At 33.6% G+C, this 24,417-nt stretch carries 21 protein-coding genes; 18 read left to right on the top strand and 3 right to left on the bottom strand.

Going from position 1 to position 24,417, the window contains the following annotated elements; all coding sequences use genetic code 11:
- Nucleotides 1-56 precede the first annotated feature (56 nt).
- The 7 genes from DWV06_RS00105 to DWV06_RS18995 all read left to right on the top strand — a co-directional run bounded on the left by DWV06_RS00105 (nt 57) and on the right by DWV06_RS18995 (nt 7,292).
- Nucleotides 57-1,217 (top strand): phosphopentomutase, encoded by a 1,161-nt coding sequence (locus DWV06_RS00105; RefSeq protein ID WP_115480150.1) that lies wholly within the window; start codon nt 57-59, stop codon nt 1,215-1,217.
- Between the two features lie 155 nt (nt 1,218-1,372).
- Nucleotides 1,373-2,950: a peptide chain release factor 3 gene (locus tag DWV06_RS00100; RefSeq protein WP_331463270.1), complete on the top strand. Its 1,578-nt coding sequence runs from the start codon at nt 1,373-1,375 to the stop codon at nt 2,948-2,950.
- A 171-nt stretch (nt 2,951-3,121) separates the two neighbouring features.
- On the top strand, nt 3,122-3,439 hold the full coding sequence (gene trxA, locus DWV06_RS00095) for a thioredoxin (RefSeq protein WP_115480148.1): 318 nt from the start codon (nt 3,122-3,124) through the stop codon (nt 3,437-3,439).
- Nucleotides 3,440-3,689: 250 nt separating this feature from the next.
- Nucleotides 3,690-4,730: a recombinase RecA gene (gene recA, locus DWV06_RS00090; RefSeq protein ID WP_115480147.1), complete on the top strand. Its 1,041-nt coding sequence runs from the start codon at nt 3,690-3,692 to the stop codon at nt 4,728-4,730.
- Nucleotides 4,731-5,327, top strand: a complete 597-nt coding sequence (locus DWV06_RS00085) for a regulatory protein RecX (protein ID WP_115480146.1) — start codon at nt 4,731-4,733, stop codon at nt 5,325-5,327.
- Nucleotides 5,328-5,495: 168 nt separating this feature from the next.
- Nucleotides 5,496-7,043, top strand: coding sequence for a ribonuclease Y (gene rny / locus DWV06_RS00080; protein ID WP_115480145.1), 1,548 nt, complete (start codon nt 5,496-5,498; stop codon nt 7,041-7,043).
- Nucleotides 7,044-7,187: 144 nt separating this feature from the next.
- On the top strand, nt 7,188-7,292 hold the full coding sequence (locus DWV06_RS18995) for a putative holin-like toxin (protein WP_328587635.1): 105 nt from the start codon (nt 7,188-7,190) through the stop codon (nt 7,290-7,292).
- A 296-nt stretch (nt 7,293-7,588) separates the two neighbouring features.
- On the opposite strand, the gene DWV06_RS00075 is transcribed toward DWV06_RS18995, so the two are convergent.
- Nucleotides 7,589-8,062: a VanZ family protein gene (locus DWV06_RS00075; protein ID WP_115480144.1), complete on the bottom strand. Its 474-nt coding sequence runs from the start codon at nt 8,060-8,062 to the stop codon at nt 7,589-7,591.
- Between the two features lie 124 nt (nt 8,063-8,186).
- Between DWV06_RS00075 and proC the strand changes: the two genes are divergently transcribed.
- The 4 genes from proC to xerD all read left to right on the top strand — a co-directional run bounded on the left by proC (nt 8,187) and on the right by xerD (nt 11,304).
- Nucleotides 8,187-8,984, top strand: coding sequence for a pyrroline-5-carboxylate reductase (gene proC / locus DWV06_RS00070; protein ID WP_115480143.1), 798 nt, complete (start codon nt 8,187-8,189; stop codon nt 8,982-8,984).
- Nucleotides 8,985-9,000: 16 nt separating this feature from the next.
- Nucleotides 9,001-9,549: an NUDIX hydrolase gene (locus DWV06_RS00065; protein ID WP_115480142.1), complete on the top strand. Its 549-nt coding sequence runs from the start codon at nt 9,001-9,003 to the stop codon at nt 9,547-9,549.
- A gap of 61 nt (nt 9,550-9,610) precedes the next feature.
- On the top strand, nt 9,611-10,219 hold the full coding sequence (locus DWV06_RS00060; protein ID WP_115480141.1) for a stage II sporulation protein M: 609 nt from the start codon (nt 9,611-9,613) through the stop codon (nt 10,217-10,219).
- Between the two features lie 197 nt (nt 10,220-10,416).
- Nucleotides 10,417-11,304 (top strand): site-specific tyrosine recombinase XerD, encoded by an 888-nt coding sequence (gene xerD / locus DWV06_RS00055; protein ID WP_115480140.1) that lies wholly within the window; start codon nt 10,417-10,419, stop codon nt 11,302-11,304.
- 17 nt (nt 11,305-11,321) lie between these two features.
- On the opposite strand, the gene DWV06_RS00050 is transcribed toward xerD, so the two are convergent.
- The gene (locus DWV06_RS00050) at nt 11,322-12,350 is read right to left on the bottom strand and encodes a 3-deoxy-7-phosphoheptulonate synthase (protein ID WP_115480139.1); all 1,029 of its coding nucleotides are present in this window, start codon (nt 12,348-12,350) and stop codon (nt 11,322-11,324) included.
- A 5-nt stretch (nt 12,351-12,355) separates the two neighbouring features.
- Nucleotides 12,356-13,225 (bottom strand): shikimate dehydrogenase, encoded by an 870-nt coding sequence (locus DWV06_RS00045; RefSeq protein WP_115480138.1) that lies wholly within the window; start codon nt 13,223-13,225, stop codon nt 12,356-12,358.
- Nucleotides 13,226-13,410: 185 nt separating this feature from the next.
- Here DWV06_RS00045 and aroD point away from each other — a divergent pair, with 185 nt between their 5' ends.
- From aroD to DWV06_RS00010, 7 genes are all read left to right on the top strand, one after another.
- Nucleotides 13,411-14,172 carry a type I 3-dehydroquinate dehydratase gene (aroD, locus tag DWV06_RS00040; RefSeq protein ID WP_115480137.1) on the top strand — a complete coding sequence of 254 codons (762 nt, stop codon included), beginning with the start codon at nt 13,411-13,413 and terminating at the stop codon, nt 14,170-14,172.
- Between the two features lie 13 nt (nt 14,173-14,185).
- On the top strand, nt 14,186-14,701 hold the full coding sequence (locus DWV06_RS00035; protein WP_115480136.1) for a shikimate kinase: 516 nt from the start codon (nt 14,186-14,188) through the stop codon (nt 14,699-14,701).
- A 260-nt stretch (nt 14,702-14,961) separates the two neighbouring features.
- Nucleotides 14,962-15,909, top strand: a complete 948-nt coding sequence (locus tag DWV06_RS00030) for a DUF5688 family protein (protein ID WP_115480135.1) — start codon at nt 14,962-14,964, stop codon at nt 15,907-15,909.
- A 152-nt stretch (nt 15,910-16,061) separates the two neighbouring features.
- Nucleotides 16,062-18,038 (top strand): LTA synthase family protein, encoded by a 1,977-nt coding sequence (locus DWV06_RS00025; protein WP_115480134.1) that lies wholly within the window; start codon nt 16,062-16,064, stop codon nt 18,036-18,038.
- 157 nt (nt 18,039-18,195) lie between these two features.
- Nucleotides 18,196-19,692: an alpha/beta hydrolase family protein gene (locus DWV06_RS00020; protein ID WP_115480133.1), complete on the top strand. Its 1,497-nt coding sequence runs from the start codon at nt 18,196-18,198 to the stop codon at nt 19,690-19,692.
- A 615-nt stretch (nt 19,693-20,307) separates the two neighbouring features.
- Entirely contained in the window at nt 20,308-22,410 is a 2,103-nt protein-coding gene (locus DWV06_RS00015; protein ID WP_115480132.1) for an Ig-like domain-containing protein, read from the top strand.
- 308 nt (nt 22,411-22,718) lie between these two features.
- Nucleotides 22,719-24,417, top strand: a 1,699-nt coding sequence (locus DWV06_RS00010; protein WP_162300529.1) for a hypothetical protein, incomplete at its 3' end; no start/stop codon positions are given.

Here is a 24,417-nt window from a genome sequence, read left to right as displayed (position 1 = left end):
AAGCAATTAAAGTAGATATTTTCTGAAAATATAATGAGGTCAAGGAGGATAAATATATGAAGCGAGTATTTTTAATAGTATTAGATAGTGTTGGTATCGGTGAAATGCCGGATGCTGCAGAATATAAGGATGAAGGCAGCAATACACTGAAAGCGGCATCGGAAAGTCCATATTTTTCAATGCCGAACTTAGAAGATTTAGGTTTTTTTCAGATAGAGGGAATGGATTGGTATCCTAAGAAAACGTTGAATAAAAATCCTAAAGCAGTAGTTGCCAGAATGACAGAAGCATCAAAAGGAAAAGATACGACGATCGGGCATTGGGAAATTGCCGGGATTCAATCTCAAAAACCATTGCCTACTTATCCGAATGGATTTCCCAAAGAAATTTTAGATGAATTTTCTAGAAAGACTGGGCGAGGAGTTCTTTGTAATAAGCCTTATTCGGGAACTGATGTTATTAGGGATTATGGAGAAGAACATCTGAAGACAGGAGATTTAATTGTTTATACTTCTGCGGATTCTGTTTTTCAAATTGCAGCACATGAAGAATTGGTTCCGATCGAAGAACTTTATCGTTATTGTCAGATTGCAAGAGATATGCTGTCAGGGGAACATGGTGTCGGACGTGTCATAGCGCGGCCATTTGTTGGTGAGGCACCGGCATTTAAGCGTACAGCTAACCGACATGATTATTCCATTAATCCACCCAAGGTCACTATGTTGGATCAGTTATCAAGTCAGGGATTTGATGTGATTGGAGTAGGAAAAATCAATGATATTTTTGCAGGAAAAGGAATTACAGAATATGTGAGAACTGCAAGTAATGAGGAAGGCATAGAACGGACAATTGAATATATGCAAAAAGAATTTGAAGGTCTTTGTTTTATTAATCTGGTCGATTATGATATGCTTTATGGGCATCGAAATGATGTAGACGGTTATGCAAAAGCGTTGACATATTTTGATCAACGTTTTCCAGAGTTACGAAAGAATCTTAAAGAAGACGATTTGTTAATGATTACAGCTGATCATGGCTGTGATCCCAGCACAGAGTCTACAGATCATTCCAGAGAATATACTCCTTTCTTAATGACAGGAATTCCAATCCCGGAAGGGAAAAATTTAGGTACAAGAGATACCTTTGCGGATATAGGAGCTACTGTGTTGGATTATTTTAAAATTCCGGCAGAGTTTTTAGGAAAGTCCATGTTGTAGATTGATACTCCTTGACAACGGAGAGAGAACTGTTATAAAATACCTAAAGATAATAGATAAATAAAGAGAGTATCCTATTATGGGATGCTCTACTTTTATGTTTAAAAGATAAATCGTGTCCACTTGTAAATATAGGAGGAGTGATCGTGGCTGATATGAAACAACAAATACAAAAGCGTAGGACCTTTGCAATAATTTCTCATCCAGATGCAGGGAAAACTACCTTAACGGAAAAGTTTTTATTATATGGAGGAGCCATTAATCTGGCAGGTTCTGTAAAAGGGAAGGCTACTGCCCGTCATGCAGTATCGGACTGGATGGAAATTGAAAAGGAAAGAGGAATTTCTGTTACATCCTCTGTGTTACAATTCAATTATGATAATTATTGTATCAACATTTTGGATACACCAGGTCATCAGGATTTCTCAGAGGATACTTATCGTACCCTGATGGCAGCAGATTCAGCTGTAATGGTAATTGATGGGTCTAAAGGTGTAGAAGCACAGACGAGGAAGCTCTTTAAGGTATGTGTGATGCGTCATATTCCGATTTTTACTTTTATCAATAAAATGGATAGGGATGCAAATGATACGTTTGCTCTATTAGACGAAATAGAAAAAGAACTTGGTATCGCTACGTGTCCCATCAATTGGCCGATTGGTTCTGGTAAAGAGTTCAAAGGAGTTTACGATAGAAACACCAGGAAAATAACTACTTTTTCTGATACAGCAAGAGGAACAAAAGAAGGAGCTTCCAAAGAAATTTCGATTGATGATTCTTCACTTTCAGATGAGATTGGAGAGGCGTTCCGTGAACAACTAATTGAAGAAATTGAGTTATTGGACGGAGCAAGTGCAGAATTTGATATGGAGCTGGTTAGTAAAGGCAAGTTATCTCCGGTGTTTTTTGGTTCTGCGCTTACTAATTTTGGTGTAGAGACATTTTTAAAACATTTCCTGCAGATGACCAGTTCACCTTTGCCAAGAGTTTCCGATTGTGGAATAGTAGATCCTTTCAATAAAAACTTTAGTGCATTTGTATTTAAAATACAGGCGAATATGAATAAAGCACATCGAGATAGAATTGCATTTATGAGAATTTGTTCAGGAAAATTTGAAGCAGGTATGGAAGTGATGCACGTACAGGGAAATAAGAAACTACGACTTTCGCAGCCTCAGCAATTAATGGCCCAAGAGAGGAAAATTGTAGAAGAAGCCTATGCCGGAGACATCATAGGCGTGTTTGATCCGGGATTATTTTCTATAGGTGATACTTTTTGTACAGGTGCCGAAAAGTTCGCTTATGAGGGGATTCCTACCTTCGCGCCAGAACATTTTGCAAGAGTGCGCCAGGTAGATACGATGAAAAGAAAGCAATTTGTAAAGGGAATCTCTCAGATTGCACAAGAAGGCGCAATTCAAGTATTTCAAGAATATCAGACCGGTATGGAAGAAATCATTGTCGGAGTAGTCGGAGTATTACAGTTCGATGTATTAAGATATCGGTTGGAGAATGAGTATAACGTAGATATCCGCATGGAAAACCTTCCATACGAACATATACGCTGGATAGAAAATGAAAATATAGATTTGGATAAGATTACAGGAACTTCTGATATGAAGAAAATACAAGATTTAAAAGGACAGCCCTTATTACTTTTCGTGAACAGCTGGAGTATAGGAATGACTCTGGAAAGAAATGAAGGTTTAGAGTTATCAGAATTTGGCCGTTAATGAAATAAGCGGTTAACAATGGGAAATTTTGTGAATATCTTGTTTAGAAGTATTATTTTCATTTTGTAAATTTTTTTACTTTGTGATATAGTTACAGAAAATACAAAGCTTTTGTTATATGATAAGGACATAGTTGAAACAGTATCAGAAAAGTAAAGAAAGGTGGATATTATGGGAATTATAAAAGTGTCAAGTACTAATTATATGGAACAAGTAGAAAAAAATAGTAAGTTAGTTCTGTTAGATTTTTATGCTGACTGGTGCGGACCGTGTCAGATGGTAGCTCCTGTTCTTGAGGAAGTAGCGAGAGAGAAGGCAGAAAAAGTTCAAATTGGAAAAGTGGATATTGATGTAGACAGGCAATTAGCATCCAAATTTAAAGTAATGAGTATACCAACTCTTGTATTGTTAAAAAATGGAGAGGTTGTACAGACATTGATTGGTGCTCAATCTAAACAAACGATATTGGAAATGATTGATAATCAATAATTGTACCTTACATGAACTGTTAGAAATGCTCTCTTCTAGGTAGATAAGTGAAATAAAAAAACTTGTCTGCTCGGAAGAGAGCATTTTTTATTAATATTTTCCTATGTAAGACAGAATGAAAGGTGATATAATGTTTATGATAAAATAAAATTAACTTTTAGTAAATAAATTTCTATTGACATTAGAAAAAAAATGTAATACTATATGTTTAAGGAAGCGAACATAAGTTCGTATAATAAAGGAGAAAAATATGGCAAAGGATGATAAATTAAAAGCGCTTGATGCAGCGATTTCACAAATAGAGAAACAATATGGTAAAGGTTCAGTTATGAAGCTTGGTGATTCCGGGAAGAACATGAATATTGAAACGATACCAACAGGTTCTTTAAGTCTGGATATTGCACTTGGTCTGGGAGGTATTCCAAAAGGAAGAATTGTTGAAGTATATGGGCCTGAATCCAGTGGTAAGACCACAGTAGCATTACATATGGTAGCTGAAGTTCAAAAAAGAGGAGGAATTGCAGGATTTATTGATGCAGAACATGCATTAGATCCAGCTTATGCCAAGAATATTGGAGTAGATATTGATAACTTATATATTTCACAACCGGATAATGGAGAGCAGGCACTTGAGATTACAGAGACTATGGTACGTTCTGGTGCGGTAGATATTGTTATTGTGGACTCGGTAGCGGCTTTAGTTCCTAAAGCTGAGATTGATGGAGAGATGGGAGACAGCCATGTTGGTTTACAGGCTCGATTGATGTCTCAGGCTCTTCGTAAACTTACCGCAGTAATTAATAAATCTAATTGTATTGTAATTTTTATTAATCAATTAAGAGAAAAGGTCGGAATTATGTTTGGAAGTCCTGAAACGACGACTGGAGGAAGAGCACTGAAATTTTATTCTTCTATCCGTTTAGATGTTCGTAGAATTGAAACATTAAAACAGGGAGGAGAAATGGTTGGAAACAGAACCCGTATTAAAATAGTGAAAAATAAGATAGCACCACCTTTTAAAGAAGCAGAATTTGATATTATGTTTGGGCAGGGGATTTCTAGCGAAGGTGATATTTTGGATCTTGCATCAAATGTAGGAATTGTTAATAAGAGTGGTGCATGGTATGCATATAATGATTCAAAAATCGGACAGGGTAGAGAGAATGCAAAAAATTATTTAAAAGAAAATCCTGAGATTTTAAGAGAGATTGAACTTAAAGTACGTCAAGAATTTGGCTTGTTAGAAGAAAAAGATGTTAAGTCTGATAAAGAAATATTAGAGGAAAAATAAATGCTTGTAACAAGAATTGAAGAACACTCAAAAAATAAAAAACGAATTTATATAGATGATCAATTTGCCTTTATTTTGTATTCTGGTGAAGTCTATAAGTATGGAATGAAATCAGGTCATTCGATTACTGAAACTGATTATTATGAGATTATAAATGATATAGTTTTGAAAAGGGCCAAGAAACGGGCCCTTTATCTTTTAACTTCAATGGATAGAACAGAAAATCAGCTTAGAAATAAATTAAAGCAAAATGAATATACAGAAGATATTATTGAGCTAGTTTTAGATTATGTGAAAAAATATTCATATATTGATGATGAACGATATGTAAAAAATTATATAGAGAGTAATGCAGAAAGAAAAAGTAGACAGAAAATTATAAGTGATTTATTTCAAAAAGGAATTGATAAGGAAATAATAAACCAAATAGTTGGCCAATATTATCAATCAGACGAAAAAAAAATCATAAATCAATTGTTAGAAAAGAAAAAATTTAACAGGAAAGAAGCAACACCAAAAGAAATTCAGAAGATGTTTAATTATTTGTACAGAAGAGGTTTTCAGTTAGAAGATATAAAAAAAGTGTTGCATATATAGTAAATATCACAAATAATACAAAATATTACAACAATATGCATAAAAAGATGTTCCAACTACTTGACATAATTATGAAAACAGTATAAAATTTAAGTGTTGTTGCTATGTTTATAAAGAAAATATATCATAGAATGTACAATGAAAATTAAATAAGGAGGTGCTCCTGTAATGGCAAGTGTAATTATCGCAGTTGTAGTCACGTTGATTTTTGCAATTCCTACTTCTTGTTTCTTTGCAATTTCTTATAGAAAAAAAGTTGTTGAAAGCAAAATTGGAAGTGCAGAAGAAAAAGCAAGAGAGATAATAGATGAAGCATTAAAAGTTGCTGAAACAAAGAAACGTGAAGCTATGCTTGAAGCAAAAGAAGAGTCTCTTCGTACCAAAAATGAATTAGAGAAAGAGACAAAAGAACGTAGAGCAGAGCTACAAAAACTTGAAAGAAGAGTATTCCAGAAGGAAGAAAATCTAGATAAGAAATTAGAGTCAATAGAGAAACGTGAATCAGGGTTTGCAGCAAAAGAAGAGGAGCTTAACAAGCAAAAAGTAGAAATTGCCGAACTACACGAAAAACGAGTACAGGAACTAGAAAGAATCTCTGGTCTTACCTCCGAGCAAGCAAAAGAATATTTGTTAAAAACTGTTGAAGACGAAGTGAAACATGATACTGCAAAATTAGTAAAAAGACTTGAAACCAAAGCCAAAGAGGAAGCAGGAAAGAAAGCGAAAGAATATGTTGTGACAGCGATACAAAAATGTGCCGCTGATCATGTTGCAGAAACTACGATTTCTGTTGTACAGCTTCCAAATGACGAAATGAAAGGTAGAATTATTGGTAGAGAAGGAAGAAATATTCGGACTCTTGAAACAATGACGGGTGTAGATCTGATTATTGATGACACACCGGAAGCAGTAATTTTATCAGGTTTTGATCCTATCAGAAGAGAGGTTGCAAGAATCGCTCTTGAAAAATTGATTGTGGATGGAAGAATTCATCCGGCAAGAATTGAAGAAATGGTTGAAAAGGCTCAAAAAGAAGTCGAAGTGATGATTCGTGAAGAAGGTGAAGCAGCAACTTTAGAAGTTGGAGTTCATGGAGTACATCCTGAGCTTATTCGTCTTTTAGGAAAGATGAAATTCAGAACCAGTTATGGTCAAAATGCTTTAAAACATTCAATAGAAGTAGCACAATTATCAGGTTTATTAGCTGCTGAAGTGGGTGTAGACACTAGAATGGCAAAAAGAGCAGGTTTGTTACATGACATCGGGAAATCTGTTGACCACGAAATCGAAGGATCACATATTCAAATTGGTGTAGACTTGTGTAGAAAATACAAAGAAGTGCCAATTGTTATTAATGCAGTAGAATCACATCATGGCGACGTAGAACCAGAAAGTTTAGTAGCTTGTATTGTTCAAGCTGCAGATACTATTTCAGCCGCAAGGCCTGGTGCAAGACGTGAAACATTAGAAACATATACAAACAGATTGAAACAACTTGAAGACATCACAAATACATTTAAAGGTGTTGATAAATCTTTTGCTATTCAAGCGGGTAGAGAGATTCGTATTATGGTAGTTCCAGAACAAGTAAGTGATGAAGATATGGTATTGTTGGCACGTGATATTTCAAAACAGATTGAATCTGAGTTAGAATATCCAGGCCAGATAAAAGTTAGTGTTATTCGGGAATCGAGAGTTATTGATTATGCGAAATAATTTCAAAAGTTAAAATATAAGATAGCTGAAAGTAGCTGTAACCTAGTTTTTACAGTACTTCGGCTATTTTTTGTATTTACTGTAGCATGGTTGTATGTTATCATATTGAGAGTGGGAACGGTTGCCCCTTGAGAAAGGGGGTAGATGCCTATGCAGTATGTTACATATGATAACTTAATCCAATTTGGATTGTTCATTATAGCACTGATAGGTCTTGTACACAAGATAAGTCATAAAGACAAAAAATAACCGCCCCTGTCTGGAAAACTAGGCGGTTATTTTAATCTCTGAAATTCCAAGGGGTACAACTTAGTACCACTCTTTATAATGATATTGTAGCATAGGTGTTAACAAATTTCAATATATGCGATAATACTTTTTAAATAGCTTAAAACGCAGTAAAAATAGGTGTTAAGTAAAAACTGAAATAATTTGGAGTTGAAATATAAGATAGCTAAATCTAAGGTAAATCAAGTATTTACAGCGATTTAGCTATTTTTTTGTTTAACACCTGCTTATTATATTTTAACATGATTTTATTTAAGTTATTGGTTAATTTTAGATCTTTTAAATATATGAATTATAAAAATACCAATCAAAATACCAATACTGTCAATACCGACGTCTTTTATACTTGGTCCGCGACCGGAAATAAACGATTGATGAAATTCATCACTGCATGCAAAGGCAAAGCAGAAAATACTGGCAAAAAGTATGAGGCGGATTCCTCTTATTCCGTAAAGATAAAGAGGGAAAGAAACTGCCATAGTTAAAAGGAAATATTCTGTCATATGAGCGACTTTTCTTACAGGCGTATGTATTTTTTCGGCATAGTCATTAATCTGCTCCGAGTCCAGATGTGTATTTAAAATTTTATCTCCGATTGTTATTATTTTATGGCTTATTTTAAAGCTTAAACCACCAGAGATGTCACCTGTCTGACCGGAAAAAGAAAAAATAAAATACATAATAATGAGTGCCGGGATAAATGAAAATGGTTTTAAAATTTGTTTTAACATAAAAAGCTCCTTTTGTAAGATAAATAAAAGAATAACACTTATGTTTTATTTTTTCAATATTATGCTATAATTAAAAAGTTATAATTAGGTAATTTTATAAACATAAGAGTAGGAGGAAAGGAAAATGGCGACTATTGGATTTATAGGAATGGGAAATATGGGCTATGCAATGCTAAAAGGAATTTTAAACGTATTTCCCAAAGAAGAAATTATATTTTCAAATATGGGTGATAAAAGGAATAAAGAAGTTGAAGAAGAGACAGAAGTAAAAGTTCAATTGAATAATAAAGAATGTGCCAGTAAAGCTAAATATATCATTTTAGCTATAAAACCGCAGCAGTATCAAGAGGTTTTAGAAGAAATTGAAGATGAATTAAATAAAAATCACGTTATTTTGTCTATTGCTCCCGGGATTACGATAAAAGAGATAAAGGGAACATTAGGAAAAGAAAAACGTATTGTCAGAGCTATGCCTAATACGCCGGCATTACTTGGGGAAGGTATGACAGGCATCAGTTATGATGAAACAGAATTTAGTATTGATGAATCAGAGATAATTGGTAAGATTTTTTCATCTTTTGGTAGATTTATAAAAGTAGAAGAAAAACTTATGAGTGCTGTAGTATGTGCCAGTGGAAGTTCTCCGGCATATGTCTATATGTTTATTGAGGCTTTGGCAGATAGTGTTGTAAAATACGGGTTACCGCGAGATAAAGCATATGAATTTGTAGCACAAACGGTGAAAGGATCTGCACAGATGGTGTTAGAAACAGGAAAACATCCAGGTGAATTAAAAGATCAAGTATGCTCTCCAGGGGGGACTACAATTGCCGGAGTTGCAGCATTAGAAGAATTTGGACTTAGAAACGCTTTGTTTAAGGCAAGTGACGCTTGTTTTAATAAATCAGAAAAATTAAAATAATAAGGAGGTACTTAAAATGGGAGAAGCATATAAGAGAGTAAAACGTGAATTAGTACATGAAGGTGCAATTGTAAAGTTTTATGCTGATTATGTACAGTTACCGGGAGGAAAAATTGCAAAATGGGATTTTATTGAACATAAAGGTGCAGCAGCAGTAGTACCTGTTATGGAAAATGGGAAAATATTGATGGTGCGTCAATATCGAAATGCATTAGACAGATTTACTTTAGAAATACCAGCCGGGGTATTAGATTCTAAGGATGAACCAGCTGTGAAGTGTGCAGCTAGAGAATTAGAAGAAGAAACAGGATATTGTTCTAATGACTTAGAATTTTTAATATCATTAAGGACTACAGTAGCTTTTTGTAATGAGAAAATAGATGTTTATGTAGCTCAAAATTTAATTCCTACTAAACAAAATTTGGATGAAGATGAATTTGTTGAAATACAAGAATGTGAGTTAGAATACTTATTAGAAAAGATATTTGAAGGAAGTATACAGGATTCCAAGACTGTTTCAGCAATTCTTGCTTATAATGAAAAATACATTCGTAACAAAAAGTAATACTTTTTCTAGACAAGTGCTCATATAATTAGTATCAGATGAAGCTGAAAGGAGTGAGCCTTTGTTAAGATTAAAAGGAAAAATTGAGATTCCTCACAAAAATTTGCTTCTTTGCATTTTTAGTGGGGGATTTTTATTAGGTATTATAATAACTAACATATTTGGGAAAAACTATGTAGAGGAAATGGGAATTTTAAGTGATTATTTTATTCAAAGATATAAATATGCTTCAATATCGAGTGATGAATTGTTTTTCTATGTTTTGAAAAGGCGGGCTATTGTTATTGCTGGAATATGGGCAATGGGTTTTTCAGCATTAGGGGTATTTTCTGTATGGTTATTTATTGGATGGTTCGGATTTTCAATCGGTACCTTATTAACTGCTTCTATTATTCGATTTGGCGTAGGAGGAATACTATTTAGTTTAGGTGCAATTATACCTCATTATTTAATTTATGTACCTGTATTAAGCGTGTTAATTGGAAAGGTTTATTGTACTTGTCTTAAAATTTATTATCCAACTAAGGTTATGGAGTATCAAAATAAGAAAAAAATATATTTGGAATATTTTGCGACTTTTTTATTAATTTCAGTTGTGTGCATTATTGGTGTTTTACTTGAAAGTTATGTCAATCCTATGATATTTAAAAAGGTTTTACGTATAATTTAAAAAAAATTAAGAAAATAATTCAATATATAGTGTCTAAAGTAATAATAAAAACAATATATGGTATCCTAATTAAAAAGTTCTTAAAAATTTAAGATTTGAAGAAAAAAATTGTTTGATTTTCTGAGCAATTGTTATTATAATGTTAACTAACAGATAATATTTTATGAAAATTATGAATTTTACAAGGGGCAAAGACCATGGAAAAGGTAGTTCAATTATTTATTTCTTTTTTACATAACGTAAAGCAGACATCTGAAAATACACAGATGTCTTATCAGCGAGACTTGAAAAAGATGGTGGCTTATTTGGAGACACAAAATGTCAAAGAGGTAAGTCAGATTACAGTTACGCATTTGAATGCTTATATTTTATACTTAGAAAGAGAAGGATTCGCATCTTCTACTGTATCAAGGAATATTGCATCTATTAAAGCTTTTTTTCAATATCTTGTAAATCAGGGATATGTATCAGAAGATATTTCTCAAGTTTTGAAAGCGCCGAAAATTGAAAAGAAAATACCGGAAGTACTATCACAAGAAGATGTAGTGTTACTTTTAGAACAACCAAATGGAAAGTCACCTAAAGCGTTAAGAGATAAAGCAATGTTAGAATTGCTTTATGCGACCGGAATTCGAGTAACAGAACTTATTACTCTTACATTAGATGATGTAAATATGAAGTTGGGCTATATTAATTGTAAAGATAAACATAAGGAAAGGATTATACCATTTGGGAATGAGGCGAAAGGTGCTCTTACTAATTACCTGGAGAAAGCCAGAAATCAATTAGTAGGAGAAAATAAAGAGAGTAATCTTTTATTTACCAATTGTTTTGGAGGGCTGATGAGCCGTCAGGGATTTTGGAAGATTATAAAAGCTTATGCCAAGAAAGCAGGTATTAATTCAGAGATAACACCTCATACTTTGAGGCATTCGTTTGCTGCCCATTTAGTAAAAAATGGAGCAGATTTACATTCTGTTCAAGAAATGTTAGGACATTCTGATATTTCAACAACTCAGGTCTATGCTCAGTTAAATAGTAATCGATTACGTGAGGTATACAAAAAAGCCCATCCGAGAGGATAGGCTTTTATTACTTTGTTTTAATTTAACTCTGCAATTTCATAGATTAGTTTTTCAGAATTTTCCCAATCGAGACATGGATCGGTAATAGATTTTCCATATATTCGTTCATTTATTTTTTGGTTGCCGCCTTCAATGTAACTTTCGATCATAACACCTTTAACTAGTTTACGAATATCAGAAGATACGCGCCGACTATGCATGACTTCTTTTACGATACGTATTTGTTCCATATATTTTTTATCAGAATTAGCATGGTTAGCATCAATGATAGCAGCCGGATTTTTTAAATCCCTATCATTATACATATCTAATAATCGTTGTAAGTCTTCGTAATGGTAATTTGGTATAGAATTACCATATTGGTCTACAGCTCCTCTGAGAATAACATGAGCTAAATCATTACCGTCAGTTCGTACTTCCCAACTGCGGTAAATGAAATGGTGAGGCCCTTGAGCCGCAACTACAGAGTTTAGCATAACAGAAAAATCTCCACTGGTTGGGTTCTTCATACCTGCCGGTACATCAAAACCACTAACAGTCAGACGATGCTGTTGATCTTCAACTGAACGTGCACCAATTGCAACATAGGATAGTAAATCTTCTAAATAAGCCCAATTTTCAGGATAAAGCATTTCATCAGCAGCTGTAAGTCCAGTTTCTTTCAAAGCACGAATATGTAGATTTCGTACCGCCCTAATACCGGCTAAGAGATCAGGTTTTTTCTCAGGATCAGGCTGATGAACAATACCTTTGTAGCCTTCACCGGTAGTCCGTGGCTTGTTCGTATAAATTCTAGGTATTATAATGACCCGGTCAGCTACTTTTTCTTGAACCTTTGCGAGACGATTGACATAATCACATACGGAATCTTCGTTATCTGCAGAACAAGGACCGATAATTGCTAAGAATTTATCTGATTCTCCAGTAAATACATCTTTTATTTCTTTATCTCTCTGTTTTTTGATTTCTGCAAGTGTATCAGATAATGGGATTTCTTTACATACATTTGCAGGACTGGGTATTTCTTTTTTGTACTCAAAACTCATTTTTTTCATCTCCTAAAATATTTTTCTTTTATTAGTGAAATAGGCATTTTTTGTCCGGTCCACAATTCAAAAGATGCAGCTCCCTGATAAAGAAGCATATAAAGACCATTACAAGTAAAACAACCATTTCTTTTTGCGATTTTTAATAACTTTGTTTCTTTTGGATGATAAATAATATCTGAAACTATTAATTCTGGATAGAAAAGTGTCTCATCTGTAATAGGACAATTTTCTATATTTGGTTCCATACCAATTGAAGTAGCATTTGTTAAAATAGAACTTTCTTTTAAACTTTTGCGCAAGTTTGTAGTATCTGAAAAGTCATACAAAGAAACGTTACAATTTGTATGTTTATTTATCTTATCAACTAGTAATTGTGTCTGGTTCCAAGTAGCGTTTTTTCTTTTGTAAATATCAATTTCAGCCACTCCATCTAGTGCTGCTTGTGCACAAATCGAAGCAGCAGAGCCGCCTGCGCCTAAAAGTGTCATCTTTTTACCGATAATATGATATCCTGCATCTTCCACTGCCTTTAAGTAGCCTGTACCATCTGTTGTATGACCAGTTAAATGACCATTATCATTTATTACTGTGTTTACGGCACCAATCATCTCAGAAATAGGAGTCAATTTGTCCATGTAATTACAAATTTCATTTTTATGCGGCATGGTTACATTAAAACCTCTGATATTGATCGCTCTTAAACCATCTACCGCTTTTTTAAGATTATCAGAACTAACATCAAAAGCTAAATAAACAAAATCAAGATTTAATTGATGAAATGCTTCATTATGCATCATAGGTGAAATGCTATGGGCTACCGGACTTCCCAAAAGTCCTGTTAATCGAGTCTGACCAGTAATCATTTCATTCATAATGTTTCCCTTTCTAGAATTATTATAATTATCTATATATAACGACTCTATATTAAATGAAATATGCGAATATGTCAACGATTTTTTGCTTTAAAGTGATATATTCTTTAAAGCGATAAAGTACTTGAACAAATGAACAGCATAAGATATACTAAAGAAATAAAAATATGTGAGGTGGCGCAGTAATGAGACAAGCTGTTAAAATAAAAAATATAGATATTGGTGTTGGGATGCCAAAGATTTGTGTTCCCATTGTAGGAAGGACCAAAGAAGAAATTTTGTCGCAGGCTTTAGTGCTGAAAAAAGAAAATCCTGATATAGTTGAATTTAGAGTAGATTGGTTCGAAGATACGAGTGATTTTGAAGCTGTTATAAGTGTATTGAAAGAATTGAGTGAAGTGCTTGTTGAATTTCCAATTCTTTTTACTTATCGGACAAAAAAAGAAGGGGGAGAAAAAGAAATTAAGTATGAAGATTACTATAAGCTTAATTTGATGGCTGCCCAAAGTGGTTATATTGATTTAATTGATGTAGAACTATTTGCGAACGGAATAGAGCAGTTATTGAAAGAACTCAAGAAGGAAAAAGTTTGCATTGTTGTTTCGAATCATGATTTTACAAAAACGCCCAAGAAAGAAGAAATGTTAGATCGTTTGCAAAAGATGGATAGATTGGGAGCAGATATACTAAAAATTGCAGTTATGCCTCAGAATAAAAAGGATGTACTGACTTTACTTGAAGTGACATACGAAATGAAGGAATTGTATACGAAAAAACCAATTATCACCATGTCTATGGAAAAAAACGGGGTCATAAGTAGAATTACCGGCGAAATTTTTGGTTCAGATATAACATTTGGATCTGTTTTAAAAGCATCTGCGCCAGGACAAATTCATATCGGCCAGTTAAAAGAAATATTAAATCATATACATCAAGTTAATAAGTAGAAGGAGACTGAAGATGAAAAATATTATATTAATAGGGTTCATGGGTACTGGAAAAACTACTGTTTCTAATACCCTTTCGAAATTGCTTGATTTGAATCAAATCGATACAGATAATTTGATTAAAGTAAAAGAAAAGTTAAATATTACACAAATCTTTCAGAAAAAGGGGGAGCAATATTTCCGTGACTGTGAGACAAAAATATTAAAAGAATTAGATAAAAGTAAAAATTTTATATTATCATGCGGAGGCGGAATGGCTTTGAAAGAGGAGAACAGAAGACTTATGAAAGAACTAGGAGTAGTTGTTTGGCTTTCAGCTGCTCCACAGACAATTTTGTCTCGTGTTGAAACTAATATGGAAAGACCTATATTAAATGGAAATATGAATTTATCTTACATTGAAAATCTTATTAAAAAAAGAGAAAAGTATTATGAGAATGCCGCAGATATTATGATAACTACAGATGGAAAAACAGTTGATCAAATTTGTGATGAAATTATTATAAAACTTCAAAATAGTAAAATCTAATAAATTCTTAAGTTTAATTTTATGAGGTTGAATTTTGTTTATTTGTATGCTATTATTACTCAAGTAATGTATATATTTGGAATCCGTTTTAGGGTTCCAAATGACATTTTCTTTTATTCAAGCACATTCGTGCGATTTTTCCCAATTTATTTAAAATGAAATTTGTTAGTTATAAGGGGGGATGCCTTTGAGAGTCTTTATGTAATTTAATATTTATATATTTGAGTAAGTAATAATTACTATTAGAAAAGGAGATGTACATGGAGTATAAAGAATTTATACAAAATTTAATAGAAGATTTAAAAGAAAAACTAGGGGAAGACGTTAGTATCAATTTACATTCAGTAATAAAGAATAATTCTGTTGAATTGGATGGTCTTTCTATTGTAGAAAAAAATATGAATATATCACCGACTATTTATATTAATGATTATTTTGAAGAATTAAAAAAAGGAAGAAAATTGGAATCAATTGAGAGTGAAATAATTAAAATATATGAGGAGAATAAAATAGAAAATCCGATTGATATTAATTTCTTTACGGAATTTGATTTAATAAAAGAAAGAATTGTTTTTAAATTAATAAATTACAAAATGAACTATAAATTATTGCAAGAAATACCTCATATTCAATATTTAGATTTGGCGATTGTATTTTATTGTTTGGTCTCTTGTAATGATACAGGTAATGCAACAATATTAATTCATAATAAGCATATGAATATGTGGAATACTGATTTAAATGAATTATATTTGATATCCAAACAGAATACACCACGTATTTTAGGATACCAATTACGTGATATGGATGAAATAATGAAAGAGATTCTTTTTGAAAATTTATCTAGAGAAAATGACAAAGAAGATTTACAGTCTTTATTTAATGCTGTGATGGATACAGCCATGAATGAAGGATGTAAAAATACGATTCCAATGTATGTATTATCAAATAAAGCTAAAATAAATGGTGCATCTTGCCTTCTATATAAAAAAGTATTAGAAGAATTTTCAAATAAGATTCAGAAGGATTTTTATATATTGCCAAGCAGTGTACATGAAGTGATATTCGTACCGTATAATAATGATTATACAAAGAGTGAGCTGATAGAGATGGTACAAGAAGTAAATCAGACACAAGTGCAAAAAGAAGAAATTCTTTCAAATACTGTATATTTTTATTCTAAAAAAGAAAAAAAGATAATGATGTAAAAAGTAAGTTTAAATTATGTAAAAAAATATTAAGAAAATGTTAATGAAATTTGTACCAATTACCCATATACGAAATGCAATTTTTTTGATATATTCATTTAGGAAGTAAAAATTTCAATATACTCGTAATTTAAATGCGGGAGAAAAGGTAAGTGAGAGAAGTGAAGGATAAATTTAAAAAAATAATAAAAAGGGTTTTTACTAATTCTTTTGCAAAGTGCGGTATGGTTGCACTTGTATTGGATTATATCATTGAAATTTTAAGCAGGCATTCAATATTAAATGCAACAAAATTTGTTATTGGGCAGCCATTTACATTTATATGTAATGTATTAATCATTATGCTGACTTTGTTAGTAGCATTACTATTTCAAAAAAGAATATTTGTGATGGCTTTTATTTCTTGTATATGGCTGGCATTTGGAATCACGAACTGTGTGCTTTTGACGTACAGAATTACTCCGTTTTCAGTTGTAGATTTCCGCTTGTTTGATGATGCTTTGAGCGTTATTGATAAATATTGTGATAGTTGGTCAGTTGTTCTGATCGCAATAGGAGGAATTTTGTTTTTAGCGGGAATCATTTTATTGTGGATAAGAACTCCAAAGGTGAAAGAAAGAATCCAATACATAAAGGTAGCTTTATATATTGTTGCGTGGGGAGGGCTTACTTTTCTTGTAACGGATATCGGAGTACAGGCACAGGCGATTTCCTCTAATAATGAAAATATAGCTGACTTTTACGAAACAAATGGCTTTGTATATTGTTTTTCCTCTACGTTAATTGATAATGGAATTGCAAAACCAGGAATTTATTCCGAAGACAAAGTAGATGAACTTCTTGAAAGTTCAAATAAGAAGAAATCAGATTTTAGTAAAAAACCCAACATAATAATGGTACAGTTAGAATCATTTTTTGATGTTAATTATTTAAGTGAAGTAAAATGTTCCAAAAATCCGGTCTCAATATTTGAAAATTTGAAAAAAAATTATACAAGTGGGTTCTTGACCGTGCCGGTTGTTGGAGCCGGTACAGCTAATACTGAATTTGAAGTTTTAACAGGTATGAATTTAGACTATTTTGGTACAGGAGAATATCCGTATAAAACGGTATTAAGACAAAAAACTTGTGAATCATTAAGTTACAATTTAAAAAATATAGGATATGGTACACATGCAATTCATAATAATGATGCAAATTTTTATGGAAGAAATACAGTATTCTCCAATCTTGGATTTGATTCATTTACATCAGTAGAATATATGCAGAATGTTGAAAAGAACCCTATAGGGTGGGCTAAAGATAAGGTATTAAAAAATCAAATCTTAGATGCATTAAAATCAACAAAAGGTCAAGACTTTGTTTATACGATAGCGGTACAATCACATGGACAATACCCTTCAGAAAAAATTGATGAAAAACAGAAAATATCAATTGAAGGTCTAGAAGGAGATAAGAAGAATCAATATGAGTATTACATCAATCAAGTATACGAAGTAGATCAGTTTGTTGGAAAGTTAATTAAAGCGTTAGAGAAAGTCGATGAAGATACAGTTTTGGTTCTATATGGTGATCATTTACCTAACATAGGTATGAAACAAGAAGATATTAAACAAGGCAATCTATTCCAAACAGAATATGTGATATGGGATAATTTTTCATTAGGAAAAAAAGACCGTGATCTAGAAGCATATCAGTTAAGTGCCTATGTTCAAGATTTAATTGGATATCATGAAGGTACTCTAACGAAATATCATCAACGTTGTGCTCAAAATGCAGATTATCAGGAAGGCTTAGAAGTTCTTGAATACGATATACTTTATGGGGATAAATTTGCATATGGAGGAGAATCTCCATTTGATAAAACGGATTTGAAAATGGGTGTTAAAGATATAAAAATTGACGATGTGCAAGTAAAACAAGATAAGTTATATGTAAAAGGAAAGAATTTCACAGAATCCAGTGTTGTATATATTAACGATAAAAAACAAGATACAGAGTTTGTTGATAATAATACTTTAGCTGTTGAAGGTACAGATTGGGAATTAGAAGATAGTACTATTGCTGTAAGTCAAGTTAATGACGACAAAGTATTTAGTACAGTTGAATTTAATAAACCCAGCCCATAATCTTGAAGGTTTGTAAAAATTTTCTAATTAGTGAAAATTATAATGTTCTATAGAAAAAGAGAAACATGGCAATAGGAGATAGTCTAATGTTATGTTTCTCTTTTTATTATTCCTGTACAAATAAATACATAAGAGAAAATTAAAGGAGGAATACGAGATGAGGATATTTGAATTATTATTGATTTTGTCAGAACTGTTTTTAATGTATCTTTTATTTAAGAAGAAAGAATGCCACAAAATATTATTTGTTAGTGGGGTAAGTACAGTAATATTGATTATTCATTTTATAGTGGAAGGTTACAGATGGCAGATGTTGTTCCCCTATCTTGTCACTGTAATATTTTTGATAGTTTCTTCTTATCGATATTTAAAAAAATCTGATAGCATAAAAATACCTAAGAAGTTAACTTACGTCATAAATATTTTTCTAGTATTGTTGATTCTTATCTCAGCAGGTTTATCTATTATCCTGCCTGTTTTTAAAATGCCTGAACCTACAGGAACATATCAAACTGGCACAAAAATATACCATTATATTAATGAGAATAGTGATAAGAATTTTATTGAAGATGAAAATAACGAGAGGGAAATAATGATTCAGGTTTGGTATCCTGCTCAAAACATCAAAGATAAAAAGCGGTCAAACATAATACCAAACAGTAAAATATTTCTTAAGGAGATTGCAAAAGAATACAACATTCCTGAATTCTTGCTTGATTATTTAAAATACACTAAAAGTAATTCCTTTGATGACGCTGAAATATCTAATTCTTGTAATTCTTACCCTCTGATTATTCTTAACCATGGTTTGGGGACAAGTAGGTTGCTACATATAACTCAAGCAGAAAACCTTGCAAGTCATGGATATATCGTTGTATCTATTGATCATACCTATAGTTCAATAAAAACGTTATTTCCTAATGGAAAATCAACTAACTTTATGATTTCAGAGGATAAGCTGAATACTTCTTTAGAATACCGTATTGGTGTTGAAAAGATGTGGGTAAAAGACATAAAATTTATAGTAGATCGGTTTATTAAGGCAAATTCGGATACGGAAAGTTTTTTTAATGGAAAAGTTGATATCAATAATATAGGAATATTTGGACACTCCTTTGGAGGTGCCGCAGCATTCGATTTATGTTACAACGACAGCAGATTTAAAGCGGGAATAGATTTAGATGGTTCACTTTATAGCTGTACACAATATAAGCCAGATAATAAATCTATGAATAAGCCATTTATGTTTGTTTTTTCAGATGAGCATTTTCAATTTTGCAAAACAGTTTTAGAACGTTCCTATACTACTGAAGATTTGAAAAAAATGGGTTTTACAAGAGAACAATATGAGAAAGCTAAAGATGAAATGTTACTACCGTATAAAGCAACTGCTAAAAATGGTGGGAATGTTTTATACATAAAGAATACAAAGCATTATAATTTTACCGATCTACAGTTGGTTTCCCCTCTTATAAGATTTACGGGGATGACTGGTAATATTGATGGGGAGAGAGCATCGTATATTGTTAATCAATATGTTCTGGATTTTTTTAATAAACATTTGAAGAATATTGATGGAAAACTGCTTGAGGGACCGAATCAGAAATTTCCGGAAGTGATATTTGGGAATAAAAGTATTCTGAAAGAAAATTAAGAATGCTAAGGATTCTGCAAATAGATAGAGGTTGCTTTGAGGATTGCGAGAGAAAAAACAAAAGGGGCGTTGAACATATTCCCATAAAATGTTTTGTTTCAACGGTTATGCCGGACATTACAATGAGCCTTAAGCAAAACGAATATCAGGAAAGCCTTCTATTCGTTTAAGTCTCATTTCCATGGCATAAGAGTTTGCACAAATCATTTCATGGGAATATTGACGGAAGGTTACGGCTTCAGTTTTAAACGAATGTTGTTTAATTAATTAAATAAGAATAAAAATATTAATGATGTTTTTGTATGCAGAATTTTCTAATATTCCAAAAATTGCGTAAATTCAAAAAGAAATCGCTAGTTTACTAGAAAATTTAAATGTTTACATGGAATATTTTGACTTGGAAGTGTCTAACAAGTTTGTTATAATATAGACGAGGGAATGAGGGACAAGGGGAGAGTCAGATTAAATGAAACTTCCGAGTAATTTAATGCTTAAATAAATGATGATGAAAACCTTGCATAACTGTTCCTAACAGGGATGCATTTTTTATGAGAAAATTTCAGTTTGTAAATTAATTTTTTGAAAGAAGTGGTTTAAAGGAGAGGATCAATAGGAATGCAGAAAGAAAGTGTAATTATGGAAAGAAAAAGACAAGTGAAATACATACGAAATTTACTGATGTTGGCAGTTGCGATTTTGATGCTGCTTGGAATGAAAAAGACAGTCTTTGCAGAGGCAGCTACTTTGTCTATTGATGGAGGTAGTGTAAATCCGTACGTTTCTTCCAATGGGAAAGGAAGTTCCGGTGGAACTTGGAGTTTTGCTCCGGCAAATGGGATAAAGAATGCAACGTTGACGTTAAATAATTATAAGGGGAAGGAGATTGCTTATAAATATGCACCTGGTAATTTTGATATTGAACTAGTTGGTAATAACGTGGTAACGAACAATACCAATACAACAGGTTATGGCATTCGTTATAAATCAGCTGGTATTTATACATTATCAGTAAAAGGCGCTGGTAAGTTAACGGTAAACTCTTTGTGTGATGGGATTGTGTTTGAAAGTAATTATAATACAAATGATAAAGGCGCTAAATTTGTATTTAATGCAAATGTTACCATAAATTGTGGAGGAGGAGGTCTTTGGTCAAATGGAAAGGCCTATATAAATAGTGGAACACTAAATATAGTGGCAAATAATTTTAATGCTGTCATTGTAAATCAGTTTATTCAAAATGGCGGAAACGTGACTATAACAGGAAAAGGACCATTTAGTGCTGGTGTTTACTTGGGGGGGGAGAATTCCCGATTTGAAGCTAATGGTGGAACATTAACAGTAAATGCTTTTATGCGAGCCATTGAGGCTTATAAGGGTGATCTTTATTTTAACGAGGGAAGTCATGTGACAGCGATAAGTACAGATAAGAGCAAGGATAGTCTTTATTCTTTTTATGGGCAGATTCATTTTAATGGGGGAGAGGTAAAAGCCTATGCAAACGCATCTAATGCCTTTAGTTCAAGAAAGAATGCTCAAAATCAGTTTGTATACTTTGGAGATCTTAATCCGGGTCGGCAGATGGCCTACTTTGAAGGACAGGATTTAAATAGTTTAACTCGAGTGAACAGCTTATCCATAGTAGGAAATGAATCTATATCTGGATATAGTAAAGCGGATGCCATTTACATTTTACCCAAATGGAAAGCATTGGTAAGTACCAGTCAAAAGAAGGCAGCGATCAAGCTGACGAATCTGACACCGAAGTATGGAAGTGGTCCAGCCAATTCCGTTACAGGAATTAAAGGAGAAACAGTCAAGGTAAGTGTTCGTTGTGCCAAAGGGAAAAAGCTGTCAGCGCTTTATTATTATAAAGCGAAGGCTCCAAGTAAGAAGATTTCGATTGATTTAAATAAAAAAGCGTTTCCCATGCCAGACTATGACGTTGTTGTGGCGGCCAAAGTAAGGGATACGGTCAAGGTATTCAAAATCAAACTGAATAAAACAAAAGCCACGATTGGAAAAGGAAAGAATATCAGGTTACGGACTTCCATCCGACCAAGTAATGCGGATAATAAAGGAGTGACTTATAAAAGTTCCAATCAAAGAGTGGCAACGGTCAGTCAAAGTGGTGTGATTACAGGGAAACGATATGGGACGACTACGATAACCGTTATGTCCAAAGATGGAAGCAGGAAGAGAGCGACTTGTAGGATAACAGTAGGTTATAAGATTGATTACAAATTAAATGGAGGAAGGAATCGGAAATCAAATCCATCTACTTATTATAAGAAAAAGATTACGTTAAAGGATCCAATTCGTAGAGGTTACCTGTTCAAAGGATGGTATACGAATAGACGGATGACCAAGAAGATAACTGCTATTTCTAAAAGAAGTAAAAAGAATTATACGTTATATGCGAAGTGGAGGAAGGTCAAGAAGCCGGCTGCTTCGAAGGTGACAAAAGTTGTAAAAGTCACAGGAGACAAAATTGAAGTGACTTTAAAGAAACAAAAGAACACTGATGGATTTCAGATTTCATATGCGACCAATGCGACATTTACCGAACAGGTTAAGAATGTTTCCACTAGAAAGTTCACGAAAACCTTAAAGGGATGTGAAAAGGGAAGTACCTATTATATCCGTGTAAGAGCGTATCAGAAAGATTCTGCAGGTAAAAAAGTCTATGGTGCTTATAGCAGGGTGAAGCAGGTGAAATAGTTGTAAGCGTTGGGATATTCCCATAGAATGGTTTGTTCCAACGGTTATGCCGGATCTTCCAATGCACCTTAAGTAAAACGAATCGCAGGAGAGCCTTCTATTCGTTTTAAGTCTCCTATCCATGGCATAAGAGTTTACACAAATCATTTCATGGGAATAGTTACGGAAGGGTTTGCACAATATTTAGTTTCAAATGCACTATTTAAAGAACAATATCTACTAAGGAGAGAGGAGTCATTATGGGAAAGTTATATAAAAGGCTGCTATCAATGGCAGTTGCGATACTGGTGCTGTTTCAAAGTGTCCCCATGTATTCGCTTGAAGTTTATGCGGATCAGACAGAGGATGAGGACAAAGGTGAGATTCGGATTGAGGAGTTAACGAAAACTCCGGATACCGTGTGGAGCAATCAGGATGTTACCATTACAGGAAAGATAAAAGGCGGGAAGTCTTCACAAGATACGCCTTATCGGTATAAGTACACGAATAATAAAGACATGTATCGCTTTTTTTATGAACATGATACCTATGAAGAAAGTGGTCATGTTATTGCTGAAAATGCTGAAGATCAAACGATTCACATTCCGATCTACAGTAGTACCGTAGCTACCTATTATATCTGGGCGTATGATGGAAAAAAGAATAAATCTGATTTAAAGGTCATTGATGTGAAAGTCGATAAAGAGGCTCCTACGGTAGAGTCGATACATAGTGATGCGGATGCAGACCCTACGGGGAAAGATGTGACCATTAGTGGAAAGGCATCGGATCATTTTGGGTCTGGATTGAAGGAAATACGGTATGGGGTTCGTTCAATAACATATGAACAAGATACTTTTGAGACAAAAGCCGATAAAGTTTATACTGCCTCTGTAGAAGAGGATGGAAGTTATTCTTTTGTCTTGGATGAGACTGTAAATGGTGACTTATATGTCTGGGCTTATGACCAGGCAGGGAATAAGACGGTCACACCTCAGATGATACAGGTAAACGTGGATAAAACTCCTCCTATTATCAACAAGATCACAGACACAGCCGGAGGCAGCTGGACAAATGGAGGAAGTGAACAGACCATAAGCTGGGGTAAGGATAAGGTAACGGTTACTATCGATGCGAACTTAGAGCCTAAAATTGATTCTAATGGAAATCATTCCGTAAATAAAATATATTATGGAAAGAAAGATCAGATAGATTCAGCACAAATATTGGAAGAATCTATTAGTGGTAAGTTCACATTTCAGGTACCAGTAAGTAATGATGGAGTAGATGAGACCTATTATATTTGGGCTCAGAATAAAATAGGCTGTATCACAAAGTCTCCAATCCCTTACAAGATCCAAATCGACAATCACACCCCGGAAGTCTTATCGTATGAGTTCTCCCCCATCCACGACAATCTTGCGTCCAAGTTCATCCGCTGGCTGACCGGCGGTATCTTCTGCAAGGAAGGGGTTAAGGTGACGGTGACAGCAACAGATGAAGACCAGGATGATGATGACGTGGTAAGCTCCGGGATGGAGTCCATCACCCTTTATGGAGATGACAAAGGACAAAGCGGCGTGTCTGTAATCGGCGAAGCTACCGGAGACAGTCTCGTGAAACAAAAGAACGGAACCGTAAAGGCATCGTTTGACATTGCGGGAAAAGAAGGCGAGGTCTATCGGAAAGTCCTATCTGCAAAAGTAAAGGACGTCGCAGGGAATGAATCATCTGTGACAAAGCCAAGTGACATCGATAAAGAAAAGGGCGATGAGATCGTGGTGGAGAAGACCAGCCCGACGATCCAGATCGAAAAGAAAAAAACAGGTGCTTACAAAGAAGTAGGGACCGGAGATATTTATTATCATGGAGAAGCGAGCTTCAACCTTTCCATTTCCGATGTGGATTCCGGCCTGCAGTCCGTTGAGGTGATGGTCAATGGAAAGAACATCAAAAAGGACAGCAACCAGCAGACCATTCTGACGGAGAAGGAGAGCAAGGACAACAAGACGGTGCTCGACCATGTGG

The organism is Anaerosacchariphilus polymeriproducens, from assembly GCF_003363435.1.
Classification (GTDB): domain Bacteria; phylum Bacillota; class Clostridia; order Lachnospirales; family Lachnospiraceae; genus Anaerosacchariphilus; species Anaerosacchariphilus polymeriproducens.
The sequence above is the reverse complement of the archived record's forward strand: the minus strand, read 5'-3'. Positions and strand labels throughout refer to the sequence as shown.

What these genes read in the sequence shown, in the direction of transcription:
- DWV06_RS00105 (WP_115480150.1), top strand. Translation starts at nt 57, where the DNA reads ATGAAGCGAGTATTTTTAATAGTATTAGATAGTGTTGGTATCGGTGAA.
- DWV06_RS00100 (WP_331463270.1), top strand. Translation starts at nt 1,373, where the DNA reads ATGAAACAACAAATACAAAAGCGTAGGACCTTTGCAATAATTTCTCAT.
- trxA (WP_115480148.1), top strand. Translation starts at nt 3,122, where the DNA reads ATGGGAATTATAAAAGTGTCAAGTACTAATTATATGGAACAAGTAGAA.
- recA (WP_115480147.1), top strand. Translation starts at nt 3,690, where the DNA reads ATGGCAAAGGATGATAAATTAAAAGCGCTTGATGCAGCGATTTCACAA.
- DWV06_RS00085 (WP_115480146.1), top strand. Translation starts at nt 4,731, where the DNA reads ATGCTTGTAACAAGAATTGAAGAACACTCAAAAAATAAAAAACGAATT.
- rny (WP_115480145.1), top strand. Translation starts at nt 5,496, where the DNA reads ATGGCAAGTGTAATTATCGCAGTTGTAGTCACGTTGATTTTTGCAATT.
- DWV06_RS18995 (WP_328587635.1), top strand. Translation starts at nt 7,188, where the DNA reads ATGCCTATGCAGTATGTTACATATGATAACTTAATCCAATTTGGATTG.
- DWV06_RS00075 (WP_115480144.1), bottom strand. Translation starts at nt 8,062, where the DNA reads ATGTTAAAACAAATTTTAAAACCATTTTCATTTATCCCGGCACTCATT.
- proC (WP_115480143.1), top strand. Translation starts at nt 8,187, where the DNA reads ATGGCGACTATTGGATTTATAGGAATGGGAAATATGGGCTATGCAATG.
- DWV06_RS00065 (WP_115480142.1), top strand. Translation starts at nt 9,001, where the DNA reads ATGGGAGAAGCATATAAGAGAGTAAAACGTGAATTAGTACATGAAGGT.
- xerD (WP_115480140.1), top strand. Translation starts at nt 10,417, where the DNA reads ATGGAAAAGGTAGTTCAATTATTTATTTCTTTTTTACATAACGTAAAG.
- DWV06_RS00050 (WP_115480139.1), bottom strand. Translation starts at nt 12,350, where the DNA reads ATGAGTTTTGAGTACAAAAAAGAAATACCCAGTCCTGCAAATGTATGT.
- DWV06_RS00045 (WP_115480138.1), bottom strand. Translation starts at nt 13,225, where the DNA reads ATGAATGAAATGATTACTGGTCAGACTCGATTAACAGGACTTTTGGGA.
- aroD (WP_115480137.1), top strand. Translation starts at nt 13,411, where the DNA reads ATGAGACAAGCTGTTAAAATAAAAAATATAGATATTGGTGTTGGGATG.
- DWV06_RS00035 (WP_115480136.1), top strand. Translation starts at nt 14,186, where the DNA reads ATGAAAAATATTATATTAATAGGGTTCATGGGTACTGGAAAAACTACT.
- DWV06_RS00030 (WP_115480135.1), top strand. Translation starts at nt 14,962, where the DNA reads ATGGAGTATAAAGAATTTATACAAAATTTAATAGAAGATTTAAAAGAA.
- DWV06_RS00020 (WP_115480133.1), top strand. Translation starts at nt 18,196, where the DNA reads ATGAGGATATTTGAATTATTATTGATTTTGTCAGAACTGTTTTTAATG.
- DWV06_RS00015 (WP_115480132.1), top strand. Translation starts at nt 20,308, where the DNA reads ATGCAGAAAGAAAGTGTAATTATGGAAAGAAAAAGACAAGTGAAATAC.